12 protein-coding genes are annotated in these 12,252 nt (G+C 71.2%); 10 read left to right on the forward strand and 2 right to left on the reverse strand.

The window, feature by feature from the left end; genetic code table 11:
• Window positions 1–44: 44 nt before the first annotated feature.
• A complete protein-coding gene (locus tag RIM90_RS10145) occupies window positions 45–482 on the reverse strand; it encodes a hypothetical protein (RefSeq protein WP_309060281.1) in 438 nt (145 codons plus the stop codon).
• A gap of 569 nt (window positions 483–1,051) precedes the next feature.
• A complete protein-coding gene (locus tag RIM90_RS10150) occupies window positions 1,052–1,444 on the reverse strand; it encodes a MerR family transcriptional regulator (protein ID WP_309060282.1) in 393 nt (130 codons plus the stop codon).
• Window positions 1,445–1,507: 63 nt separating this feature from the next.
• On the opposite strand from RIM90_RS10150, the gene RIM90_RS10155 reads away from it, so the two are divergent.
• The 10 genes from RIM90_RS10155 (at window position 1,508) to RIM90_RS10200 (ending at window position 12,248) form a co-directional block, all read left to right on the forward strand.
• Entirely contained in the window at window positions 1,508–2,647 is a 1,140-nt protein-coding gene (locus RIM90_RS10155; protein ID WP_309060283.1) for an alkene reductase, read from the forward strand.
• A 148-nt stretch (window positions 2,648–2,795) separates the two neighbouring features.
• A complete protein-coding gene (hemL, locus tag RIM90_RS10160) occupies window positions 2,796–4,112 on the forward strand; it encodes a glutamate-1-semialdehyde 2,1-aminomutase (RefSeq protein WP_309060284.1) in 1,317 nt (438 codons plus the stop codon).
• Window positions 4,113–4,159: 47 nt separating this feature from the next.
• Window positions 4,160–4,807 (forward strand): histidine phosphatase family protein, encoded by a 648-nt coding sequence (locus RIM90_RS10165; protein WP_309060327.1) that lies wholly within the window; start codon window positions 4,160–4,162, stop codon window positions 4,805–4,807.
• Between the two features lie 209 nt (window positions 4,808–5,016).
• The gene (locus RIM90_RS10170) at window positions 5,017–6,282 is read left to right on the forward strand and encodes a hypothetical protein (protein WP_309060328.1); all 1,266 of its coding nucleotides are present in this window, start codon (window positions 5,017–5,019) and stop codon (window positions 6,280–6,282) included.
• 66 nt (window positions 6,283–6,348) lie between these two features.
• Window positions 6,349–6,978 carry a TlpA disulfide reductase family protein gene (locus RIM90_RS10175; RefSeq protein WP_309060285.1) on the forward strand — a complete coding sequence of 210 codons (630 nt, stop codon included), beginning with the start codon at window positions 6,349–6,351 and terminating at the stop codon, window positions 6,976–6,978.
• Window position 6,979: 1 nt separating this feature from the next.
• A complete protein-coding gene (locus tag RIM90_RS10180; protein ID WP_309060286.1) occupies window positions 6,980–7,756 on the forward strand; it encodes a cytochrome c biogenesis protein CcdA in 777 nt (258 codons plus the stop codon).
• Between the two features lie 4 nt (window positions 7,757–7,760).
• Entirely contained in the window at window positions 7,761–9,512 is a 1,752-nt protein-coding gene (locus RIM90_RS10185; RefSeq protein ID WP_309060287.1) for a cytochrome c biogenesis protein ResB, read from the forward strand.
• Entirely contained in the window at window positions 9,509–10,618 is a 1,110-nt protein-coding gene (ccsB, locus tag RIM90_RS10190) for a c-type cytochrome biogenesis protein CcsB (RefSeq protein WP_309060288.1), read from the forward strand. Before RIM90_RS10185 ends, ccsB begins: the two co-directional genes overlap by 4 nt.
• Window positions 10,619–10,698: 80 nt before the next feature.
• On the forward strand, window positions 10,699–11,313 hold the full coding sequence (locus tag RIM90_RS10195) for an RNA polymerase sigma factor (RefSeq protein WP_309060289.1): 615 nt from the start codon (window positions 10,699–10,701) through the stop codon (window positions 11,311–11,313).
• A complete protein-coding gene (locus RIM90_RS10200; RefSeq protein ID WP_309060290.1) occupies window positions 11,310–12,248 on the forward strand; it encodes a CU044_5270 family protein in 939 nt (312 codons plus the stop codon). Before RIM90_RS10195 ends, RIM90_RS10200 begins: the two co-directional genes overlap by 4 nt.
• The last annotated feature ends 4 nt before the right edge of the window (window positions 12,249–12,252 follow it).

The raw sequence follows: 12,252 nt of genomic DNA on the forward strand, positions 1-12,252 counted from the left end.
GGGGCGAGGCCGAAGACCCCGCCCCAACCCCTCGAAACCCCAGCTCAGGGCCACACCAGGCAGTACGCCTGATGCCCCGCCTCGTGCAGCCGGTGGCTGAAGTCCTGCCACTCGTGCAGCAACTGGTACACGTTGAACGCGTCCCGCGGGCCGCCGCGGTCCGGGACCGTCGACCAGATGAACGCCGCCGCGCCCACCGCTTCCTCGCCGATGCCGCGCAGGGGGTCGACGACCGTCATGGGGAGCTTCACGACCGCGTAGTCGGGGTGCAGGACGACCAGCTCCAGGGGCGGGACCTTGTGCAGGGGGACGCCCTCGATGCCGGTGAGGACCATGGCGGCCACGGTCTCCGGCTTGATCTTGGTGAACATGCCGTTCATGCCGAGCTCGTCGCCGCCGAGTTCCTCGGGGCGCATCGAGATCGGGACGCGGGCCGCGGTGGCGCCGTCCGGCGCGCCGAAGTACTTGTACGTCACCCCCACCCGACCACCATTCCTGCTCCCCGCCCTCAGCGGGTCGATCCGCCGGTCGATCCGCTCGAGCTCGCTCGGTACGCCGTGAGCCTGACGTGCTTCGTCCCTGTTCTCCGCGTGCTCCGCCTCGCGCCGGTGCCTTCCCCGCCGGGCACGTCGAGGACCCAGGTCATCGGTCCCCTCGCCCAGTCCGCCACCGCGATGCATATCTCCACCCGACTGCTTTTCTAAGGCGCGCGGCCCCCGCCGCGCAACCCGATCATCGTGTCAGTGACCTCCCCCACGGCCGCCCGCCGAAACGTGCGGTGAAACATCTGTCCGCGGGAACTTCGCAGCCTCCGGCCGCCCCGGGCCGTGTGGGCTGTGTATCGGACGCCAGTTTCGCAGATCATGGCGGTTCGGGTGCCGGATAACCGGAGGAGGGCGGCCGGGATCCCGGGACCGGCCGGCCCCGGCACCCTCCGCCCCGGGCCCGCTCACCCCGATTCACCCTCCGTCGGGCACCGCGCGGCACCGGGTGGAGCCGCCGGTCCGGGACGTACGTCCCCATCGGCCGGCCGTCCCCGCGTGAAGGGACATCATGGTGCCGACGTCGGAATCCGTGGGGTGACCAGGCCGGCCGATGCGGCCTCGATGGCTTCGTCCAGGATGTCCCGGGAGCGGACCAGGTCGGTGATCACTCGATCGATGCGGTCCCGTTCCTCGGCCAGTTCCTCCACCAGCCGCGTGGTGGCGAACTCGTTCGGGCCGCCGTCCGCGTCCCGCATGCAGGGGAGCAGCCGCGCGATCGTCTTGCTGTTCAGCCCGGCCGCGTAGAGCGCCTGGACGCGGATGACGCGATCGACCGCCCATTCCCCGTAGTCCCGGTGACCCCCGGGAGTGCGCTCGGCCCGCAGCAGTCCCTGCTGCTCGTAATAGCGCAGGGAGCGCTCGCTCACCCCGCTGCGCCGGGCCAGTTCACCGATCCGCATTCCCCACCTCGCAGGCTGAGCGGGCTTGAATCTGACACTGGTGTCAAGTTCTACCGTGCCGGCATGACGAGCACACCGGCTGAGTCCAGCCTTTTCGAGCCCGCCCGCCTCGGGGCCCTGCGACTGCCCAACCGTCTGGTGATGGCGCCGCTGACCCGCAACCGCGCCGCGTCGGACGGGGTTCCCCGGCCGATCATGGCCACCTACTACGCGCAGCGCGCGTCCGCAGGGCTGATCATCGCCGAGGCCACCACACCGAACGCCGTGGGGCAGACCTATCCCCACATCCCCGCGATCCACGACGAGGCCCATGTGGCCGGATGGCGCCGCGTCACCGACGCGGTACGCGCCGCCGGCGGCCGGATGTTCCTGCAACTGCAGCACGGTGGCCGGGTCGGCCACCCCGACAACAGCGGGCTGACGCCGGTCGCCCCCTCTCCGGTCCCGCTCCCCGAGACGATCCACACCCCGAGCGGGCGCCGGGCCCCGGTCGTGCCGCGCGAGATGACCGCCGCCGACATCCGGTCCACCGTGGCCGACTTCGCCACGGCCGCGCGCAACGCCGTCGACGCGGGATTCGAGGGGGTCGAGGTGCACGCGGCCAACGGCCACCTCCTCCACCAGTTCCTGGCGAAGGGGACCAATCGCCGCACCGACGCCTACGGCGGCCCGGTCTCCGGCCGGATTCGGTTCGTGGTCGAGGTGGTCCGGGCCGTCGTCGACGCGATCGGGCCCGAACGGGTGGGTGTGCGCATCTCCCCCGGAAACACCGTCAACGGCATCGAGGAAGGTGACACCGAGCACATCTACCCGGCACTCGTGGGGGCGCTGGCGGACGCCGGCCCGGCCTACGTGCACATCGTGTTCGCCGACCCGGATCAGCCTCTCTTCCGGGACATCCGCGAAACCTGGCCGGGCACGCTGATCGCCAACCCGGTCCTCGGGTGGGGAGGACCGCTGCCCGCCGACGGCGGCCGGCGCGCCGGCGAGCGGCTCCTGGCCGCCGGGGCCGACCTGATCGCGCTCGGCCGTGCCTTCCTGGCCAACCCCGACCTCGTCGAACGACTGCGCATCGGCGCCCCGCTCAATCCCGTACGGGACGAGTACGCCATGTACACGGGCGGAGAAACCGGATACACCGACTACCCCACCCTGGCCGCGCGTCACAGCCGCGCCGGGACCCCCGAACCCGCAGGACGCTGAGGAGCGGGCCCGGACAGCCGGCCGCCCCCACCCCTCCCGCCCGGCACCCCGGCCGCCCCGTCCGCCCCTGGCCTACCCTGAACACGTCACTCGCACCCGGGGACCGGGAAACCCGAGAAGTCGGAGAAGGTCGGAGAAGTCGCAGGTCATGAGCGAACTGCCATACCCATACGAAGCCCAAGCCTCGCAGGCGCTGTTCGACCGTGCCGCGGCCGTCACGCCCGGTGGCGTGAACTCACCGGTGCGCGCCTTCCGCGCCGTCGGCGGCACGCCCCGGTTCATGGTGTCCGGCAGCGGGCCGTACCTGACCGACGCCGACGGGCGGGAGTACGTCGACCTCGTGTGCTCCTGGGGGCCGATGATCCTCGGGCACGCGCACCCCGAGGTGATCGCCGCCGTGCAGGAGGCCGTCGCGCGCGGCACGTCCTTCGGCACGCCCGGTGAGGGCGAGGTCGCGCTCGCCGAGGAGATGGTCGCCCGGATCGAGCCCCTGGAGCAGGTGCGGCTCGTGTCCAGCGGGACCGAGGCCACCATGTCGGCGATCCGGCTCGCCCGCGGGTTCACGCAGCGCACCAAGGTGATCAAGTTCGCCGGGTGCTACCACGGCCACGTCGACTCGCTGCTCGCCTCCGCCGGCTCCGGTGTCGCCACGTTCGCGCTGCCCGACACCCCCGGCGTCACCGGCGCCCAGGCCGGCGACACCATCGTCCTGCCGTACAACGACCTCGACGCCGTGCACGCGGCCTTCGCCGCGCACCCCGGCGAGATCGCCTGCGTGATCACCGAGGCGTCGCCGGGCAACATGGGCGTCGTACCGCCGCTGCCCGGGTTCAACCAGGGGCTGAAGGACGCGTGCGCCGCGAACGGCGCGCTGTACATCTCCGACGAGGTGATGACGGGGTTCCGCACCAGCCGCGCCGGATGGTTCGGCGTGGACGGGGTCCGGCCGGACCTGATGACCTTCGGCAAGGTGATGGGCGGCGGCTTCCCGGCCGCGGCCTTCGGCGGACGGGCCGACGTCATGGCGCACCTCGCCCCCGCCGGGCCCGTCTACCAGGCCGGCACCCTCTCCGGGAACCCGGTCGCCACCGCCGCGGGGCTCGCCCAGCTGCGGCTGCTGGACGACGCCGCGTACGAGAAGGTGAACGCCGTCTCCGCGCAGATCCGGTCCCTCGTCACCGAGGCGCTGACCAAGGAGGGCGTGGCGCACACGCTGCAGAACGCCTCCAACATGTTCTCCGTCTTCTTCACCGACCGCCCGGTGCGCGACTACGAGGACGCCAAGGCGCAGGAGTCGTTCCGCTTCACCGCCTTCTTCCACTCCCTCCTCGAACACGGCGTCTACCTGCCGCCGTCCTCCTTCGAGTCCTGGTTCGTGTCCACCGCGCACGACGAGCGGGCCGTGCAGCGGATCGCCGACGCCCTGCCGGCGGCGGCCCGAGCGGCGGCGGAGGCGACGGCGTGAGCACCGTGAAGAAGGACCGGAAGGACGACGTCACCGTCGTCCATCTGATGCGGCACGGCGAGGTCGAGAACCCGGACGGCATCCTCTACGGCCGTCTGGCCGGCTACCACCTCTCCGAGCTGGGCCGGCGCATGGCCGACCGGGTCGGGGAGCACCTCGCCTCCCGCGACATCACCCATGTCGTCGCCTCCCCGCTGGAGCGGGCGCAGGAGACGGCCGAGCCCATCGCCAAGGCGCACGGCCTGGACATCGTCACCGACGAGCGGCTGATCGAGGCCGAGAACGTCTTCCAGGGCAAGACCTTCGGCATCGGGGACGGCGCGCTGCGCCGTCCGGGCAACTGGAGGCACGTCGTCAACCCGTTCAGGCCGTCCTGGGGCGAGCCGTACGTCGACCAGGTCATCCGCATGATGGGCGCGCTGAACGCGGCCAAGGACGCGGCGCGCGGCCACGAGGCGGTGCTCGTCAGCCACCAGCTGCCGATCTGGATCGTGCGGTCCTACGTCGAGAAGCGGCGGCTGTGGCACGACCCGCGCAGGCGGCAGTGCACGCTCGCCTCGCTGACCACCTTCACCTACCAGGGCGACCGGATCGTCTCCGTCGGCTACAGCGAGCCGGCCCGCGATCTCGTCCCCGCCCATCTGCTCGCCGGTGCCAAGCCGGCGAAGGGGAAGGGCAAGGCCTACGGGGCGTAGCCCCCGGCGGGACGGGCGCGGCCGCGCCGCCCGGGCCGCGTGATCCGGGCGGGGGCGGGCGCGCCGCGCCGTCCGGACGGCATCGTCACGTTCGTTGCGAAATCTCCGCAATCGACGGGAACCTCCGCCTTCGTCACGTCCTCTGAAGGGGTGACCACCTTCAGGACGTGACGATCGGGGAGGCCATGCGCGCTCTCACTCGCAGGGGAATGCTCGGGCTCGGCGCGGGTGCCGCGGCCGCCGTCTCGCTGGCCGGCTGCGGCGGTCACACGGGGTCGGACGGTGCGGGCCCCGCCGGCGGTTCCCGTCCCGGGGGGAGCGGCGACCGGTCCGGGGGGCCGACGTCCGAGCCGACGAGGACGGTCCGTCCGATCGGTGACGGCTCCACCTCCTTCACCGGAAAGCAGCCCCACCAGCCCGCCCGCCCGGTGCCGCTGGAGCCGGGTCAGACCCCGCCGCAGTTCGTCGTCTTCTCCTGGGACGGGGCCGGCGAGGTCGGCAACGGGCTCTTCCCGCGCTTCCTGGACCTGGCCAAGGAGCACGGCGCGCACATGACCTTCTTCCTCTCGGGCCTGTATCTGCTCCCCGAGTCGAAGAAGCGGCTCTACGACCCGCCGAACAACCCGCGCGGCGCCTCCGACATCGGCTACCTCACCGACGACCACATCAAGGACACCCTGAGGAACCTCCGCCGGGCCTGGCTCGAGGGGCACGAGATCGGCACCCACTTCAACGGCCACTTCTGCGCCGGCTCCGGCAGCGTCGGCAACTGGACGCCGCAGCAGTGGCGCAGCGAGATCGAGCAGGCCAAGTCGTTCGTGAAGGAGTGGCGGACCAACTCCGGCTGGACCGACCTGGAGCCGCTGCCCTTCGACTACGACAAGGAGCTCGTCGGCGGCCGTACGCCCTGTCTGCTCGGCCAGGACAACCTGCTGCCCACCGCCCGCGCGCTCGGCTGGCGCTACGACGCCTCCTCGCCCGGCGGACGCCAGGTCTGGCCGGTGAAGAAACAGGGCATATGGGACCTTCCCCTCCAGCAGATACCTTTCCCCGGTCGTTCTTTCGAGGTCCTGTCGATGGACTACAACATGCTCGCCAACCAGTCGCTCAACTCGACCAACGCGCCCGCCCGCCACCACCCGCGCTGGCGGGAGCAGGCGACCCAGGCGTACATATCCGGCTTCAGGCGGGCATACGAGACAAACAGGGCACCCTTCTTCGTGGGCAACCACTTCGAACAGTGGAACGGCGGCATCTACATGGACGCCGTGGAGGAAGCCCTCAAGCACATCGCGCGCGAGAAGGAGAAGGGCGGCGACGTGCGCCTGGTCTCCTTCCGGCAGTTCGTCGACTGGCTGGACGTGCAGAAGCCGGAGGTGCTCGACCGGCTCCGCACCCTGGAGGTCGGCCAGGAACCGGCCGGCGGCTGGAGGGGCTTCCTGAAGGGCGGGACCGGGGCGCGCGACGCCGCCTGATATGCGGGTTTCCGCCCGCACGGGGGGTGCGCAAGATCCCCAGAACGGGCATGCGAAACTTTTCACATGAGTGCCGCCAGCCGCGCCCCCCAGCGCTCGAACCGCGCCACCCGCGTCCGCCGCCGCGCCGCCCTGACCGCCGGTGCCGCCGTGGCCGCACTGCTCGTCTCCGCGTGCAGCTCCGGCGGAACGTCCGGCGGGGGCGGCAACACCAACTTCGTCACCGGCACCGACGGCATCTCCACGGTCGCCAAGGGCGAACGCGACGCCGCGCCCGACCTGTCCGGCAAGACGCTCGAGGGCGAGCAGCTCGACGTCGCCGACTACAAGGGCAAGGTCGTCGTCCTCAACGTCTGGGGTTCCTGGTGCAACCCGTGCCGCGCGGAGGCCAAGTACTTCGCGAAGGTGTCCGAGGAGTACGCCGACCGGGGCGTGCAGTTCGTCGGCATCAACACCCGGGACACCAACACCCGCTCCGCCCTCGCGTTCGAGGAGGAGTTCGGCATCACCTACCCGAGCCTGTACGACCCGACGGGCAAGCTGATGCTCCGCTTCGAGAAGGGCACGCTCAACCCGCAGGCGATCCCCTCCACCCTGGTCCTGGACCGGGACGGGAGGATCGCGGCCCGCTCGCTGTCCCCGCTCAGCGAGGAACGGCTGCTGAAGATGCTCAAGCCGGTCGTCGCGGAGAAGTGACGTGACGGCCCTGCACACGCTCGCCGCCGGCGTCGTGGACCCGAACACCACGGTGCTCAACGGCGCCCTGCTGGTCGCCCTGCCCATCGCCCTGCTCGGCGGGCTCGTCTCCTTCTTCTCGCCCTGCGTACTGCCTTTGGTCCCCGGCTACCTCTCCTACGTCACCGGCGTCTCCGGCACCGACCTGGCCGAGGCCCGGCGCGGCCGGATGGTCGCCGGCGCCTCCCTGTTCGTGCTCGGCTTCACCGTCGTGTTCGTCTCCGGCGGCGCCTTCTTCGGCTACTTCGGGCAGACGCTGCAGGAGCAGTCGGGCGTCCTGTCCAAGGTGCTCGGCGTCTTCATGATCCTCATGGGCGTCTTCTTCATGGGCCTGATGCCCTGGCTCACCCAGAGGGAGTTCCGCTTCCACAAGCGCCCGGCCACCGGGCTGGTCGGGGCCCCCGTCCTCGGCGCCCTGTTCGGCATCGGCTGGACGCCCTGCATCGGCCCCACCCTCGCGTCCGTCCTGACCCTCTCCGCCCAGCAGGAGAGCGCCGGACGCGGCGCCATACTGACCGTCGCGTACTGTCTGGGGCTGGGTGTGCCCTTCGTGCTCGCCGCCGTCGCCTTCCGCAGGGCGCTCGGTGCCTTCGGCTGGGTCAAGCGGCACTACGTCTGGGTGATGCGCATCGGCGGCACGATGATGATCGTGACCGGTGTGCTGCTGCTGACCGGCGCGTGGGACAGCCTCGTGGCGGAGATGCAGACCTGGTCCAACGGCTTCACTGTGGGGATCTGACGCGATGAGCACGACTTCGAAGACCGGCCCCGAGGAGACCGCCGCCGGTGCCGGGGCCCGCGAGCAGGAGCAGGACCTGGGCGCCGCCGGCTCCCAGCTGTCCACCGCCCCCACGGAGGAGCCGCCGAACCTGCCCTCCCTGGGCGTCATCGGCTGGGCCCGCTGGTTCTGGCGGCAGCTCACCTCCATGCGGGTCGCCCTGCTGCTGCTCCTGCTGCTGTCGCTCGGCGCGATCCCCGGCTCGCTCATCCCGCAGACCGGGATCGACGAGACGAAGGTCGCCGACTTCCGCGAGAAGCACGAGACCCTCGCGCCGATCTACGACAAGCTCGGCCTGTTCGACGTCTACAGCTCGGTGTGGTTCTCGGCGATCTACATCCTGCTGTTCGTCTCCCTCATCGGCTGCATCGTGCCCCGCACCTGGCAGTTCGTGGGCCAGCTGCGCGGCCGCCCGCCCGCCGCCCCCCGGCGGTTGGACCGGCTGCCCGCCCACACCACCTGGCGCACCGAGGCCGCGCCCGAGGAGGTCCGCGAGGCCGCCCTCGCCCTGCTGAGGAAGCGCCGCTTCCGCGCCCACCTCGCCGGGGACGCCGTCGCCGCCGAGAAGGGCTATCTGCGCGAGGTCGGCAACCTGGTCTTCCACATCTCGCTGATCGTGATGCTGGTCGCCTTCGCCTGGGGCCAGCTGTTCAAGTCCGAGGGCAACAAGCTGATCGTCGAGGGCGACGGCTTCTCCAACACGCTCCCGCAGTACGACGACATCAAGTCCGGCAGCCTCTTCGACGCCGGTGACCTGGAGCCGTTCAGCTTCACCGTGAAGGACTTCAGGGGCACGTACGAGCGCACCGGCCCCAACAAGGGGACGCCGCGCACCTACGAGGTCGACCTCGCCTACAGCGAGGGCGCCTACGGCGAGGAGAAGAAGACCACCGTCAAGGTCAACGAGCCGCTGGAGATCGGCGACGCCAAGGTCTACCTCACCAGCCACGGCTACGCGCCCGTCGTCACCGTCCGCGACGGCAAGGGCGAGGTCGTCTTCCAGGACGCCGTGCCGCTGCTGCCGCTCGACGCCAACGTCACCTCCTCCGGCGTGGTCAAGGTCCTCGACGGCTACCGCAACCCCGAGGGCGAGAAGGAGCAGCTCGGCTTCCAGGCCTTCTTCGTGCCCACCTTCGGCGGCTCCGCGGCCGGCACGATGATCTCCCAGTTCCCGGCGCTGGACTATCCGGTGCTCGCGCTGAACGCCTACCACGGCGACCTGAAGGCGAACTCGGGCATTCCGCAGAGCGTGTACCAGATGGACAAGACCAAGATGAAGGAGTTCAAGGACGCCGACGGCGAGCTGTTCAAGAAGCTGCTCATGCCCGGCGAGACCATGACGCTCCCGAACGGCGCCGGCTCGGTCACCTTCGAGAAGGGCGTCAAGGAGTGGGCCCAGTTCCAGGTCGTCCAGGAGCCGGGCGGCGGCTGGGCCCTGGGCGGTGCCGTCGCCGCGATCGGCGGCCTGGCCGCCTCCCTGTTCATCCAGCGCCGCCGCGTCTGGGTGCGCGCGGCCGCGGGCCCCGACGGCGTCACCGTCGTCGAGATGGCCGGACTCGGCCGCAGCGAGTCCGCCAAGGTACCCGAGGAACTCGGCGACCTCGCCGGGATCCTGTACGACCGGGCCCCCGGCGCCCCCGATCCGGACGGCGCCTCCCCGGACACCCCCGATTCCACCGATCCTCGAGCCGTACCTGCCGAAGGGGCTGAGAAGTGACTCTCGCCGCCGCGACCCACGAGAACCTGGCGGAGATGAGCAACGTGCTCATCTACTCCGCGATGGCCGTCTACACCCTGGCGTTCTTCGCGTACATCGCCGAATGGATCTTCGGCAGCCGCAGCAAGGTCGCCCGCACCGCCGCCGCCCTCACCCCCAGGGCACAGGCGAAGCAGGCACCGGCCGTCACCGTCAACAAGGCGGGCGGCACCGCCGTCCTGGAGCGGCCGAAGGTCGTCGTGCGGGCCGCGGCCGGATCGCGCGACGTGCCCGACGGGCCCGGGGCGCACGGCGGGGACGAGCAGGGCGACCTCTTCGGGCGGATCGCCGTCTCCCTCACCGTGCTCGCGTTCCTGCTCGCGTTCGGCGGGGTGCTCACCCGCGCGCTGTCCGTGGAGCGGGCGCCGTGGGGCAACATGTACGAGTTCAACATCACCTTCTCCACCACCGCCGTCGGCGTGTACCTCCTGCTGCTGGCGCTGAAGAGGAACGTGCGCTGGCTCGGGCTGTTCCTGACCACCACGGTCCTCCTCGACCTCGGTCTCGCCGTCACCGTCCTGTACACCGAGAGCGACCAGCTGGTCCCCGCGCTCGACTCGTACTGGCTGTACATCCACGTCTCCACGGCGATCCTGTGCGGCGCGGTGTTCTACGTCGGCGCGGTCGGCGCGATCCTGTACCTGTTCAAGGACGCCTACGAGAACAAGATCGTGAACGGCGGCAGGCCCGGCACCTTCGCCACGTCCGTCCTGGAGCGGCTGCCCGCCTCCGCCTCGCTGGACAAGTTCGCCTACCGCGTCAACGCGGCCGTCTTCCCGCTGTGGACGTTCACGATCATCGCGGGCGCCATCTGGGCCGGCGACGCCTGGGGCCGCTACTGGGGCTGGGACCCCAAGGAGACCTGGTCCTTCATCACCTGGGTCGCCTACGCCGGCTACCTGCACGCCCGCGCCACCGCCGGCTGGAAGGGCCGCAAGGCCGCCTACCTGGCCCTGCTCGCCTTCGGCTGCTGGCTGTTCAACTACTACGGCGTGAACATCTTCGTCTCCGGCAAGCACTCCTACGCCGACGTCGGCCTGGACGCGCTCCGGTCCGTCGGCTTCTGACCGACCCCGTGCCGCTGAGGCCGGTTCCCGTGACCCGGGTCACGGGAACCGGCCTTCGTCGTCCGGACAGGCAAGGGGACGTGGACACGAATCTGCGGAGACGCATCCGCGCGGGGGACCACGACGCCTTCGGCGACCTCTTCGACGCGTACGCGCGCTCCGTCTACAACCATGCCTTCCGGCTCACCGGCGACTGGGCGACCGCCGAGGACGTCGTCTCCCTGACCTTCCTGGACGCCTGGCGGCTGCGCGCGAAGCTCGACGAGGAGGGCGGCTCGCTGCGTCCCTGGCTGCTCGGCATCGCCACCAACGTCACCCGCAACACCCGCCGCGCCGCCCGGAGACACGCGGCCGCGGTGGCCCGCCTCCCGCGCGACGAGGCCGTACGGGACTTCGCCGAGGAGGTCGCGGGCCGTGTGGACGACGCGGCGCAACTGACCCTCGTGCGGATCGCGCTGGCGAAGCTGCGCCGCTCCGAACGCGAGGTGCTGGCGCTGTGCGTGTGGTCCGGGCTGGACTACGCCGCCGCGGCCCGGGCGCTCGGCGTGCCCGTCGGCACCGTCCGCTCCCGCCTCTCCCGCGCCCGGACAAAGCTCGCGAAACATCTCGAAAACCCGGAACTCCCCGCACCCCGCGGACAGATGAGAGGTGACCGCACCACAGCGGTCGGGCCCCTGAGGGAGGGAAACCGATGAACCAGCTCACCGAACCCCCGGAGAGAGACCTTCCGCCGGCCCGTCACCGACTCCTCAAGGAGCATCTGATGACCGAGATCCGGCGTGAGGACCGAACAGCCGCCCCCCGGCGGAGCACTTGGCTGCGGCCCGCACTCGCCGCGGCGGCCGTCGCGACCGCCGCCGCCGTCACCCTCGTGTTCCTCCCCTCCGGGGACGGCGGCGCGAGCAACCGGCCGCCCAGCAGGGCGACGGTCGCCCTGCTGGAGGACATCGCCCTCGCGGCCGAACACGGGCCCGACCACGGCGACATCCGCGACGACCAGTTCGTCTACGTCGACAGCAAGGTGTCCTTCTCGCAGACCGGTGAGGGGATGAGGACGAGGATCCAGCCGCTGCACCGCCTGGAGACCTGGCACTCGGTGGACGGCACCCGCGAGGGGCTGCTGCGCGAGGCGGGCCGGGGCGAGTGGACCCGGGACCCCGACGCGCGGCCCGGGGAACCCGGCTACGAGGTCACCACCAACTACCGCCACCTGTCCACGCTGCCCACCGACCCGGACGAGATGTACGAGTGGCTGCGCGAGACGGCACCCGAGTACAGCGGGCAGGAGACCGACCAGGCCATGTTCGTGCTGGTCGGCGACCTGATCCGGGACGCCGTCGTGCCGCCGGAGCAGGGCGCCGCCCTCTACCGTGCCGTCGCGAGGATCCCCGGGGTGACGATCGTCGAGGACGTGGTCGACGCCGCCGGACGCGAGGGCGTCGCGATCACCCGCGAGGACCCGGACAACCCCACCCGCGACGAGTGGATCTTCGACGAGGAGACCTTCGAGTTCCTCGGCGAGCGCAGTGTGGCCACCGAGGACCACGCGGACGTGGAGAGGGGAACCGTCACCGGCAACACGGCGGTCCTGCGCCGGGCGATCGTCGACGAGGCGGGTCAGCGGCCGTAACCGG

Origin of the sequence: Streptomyces sp. (genome assembly GCF_031181555.1) — a bacterium.
In the GTDB taxonomy this organism is placed as follows: Bacteria; Actinomycetota; Actinomycetes; order Streptomycetales; family Streptomycetaceae; genus Streptomyces; species Streptomyces fimbriatus.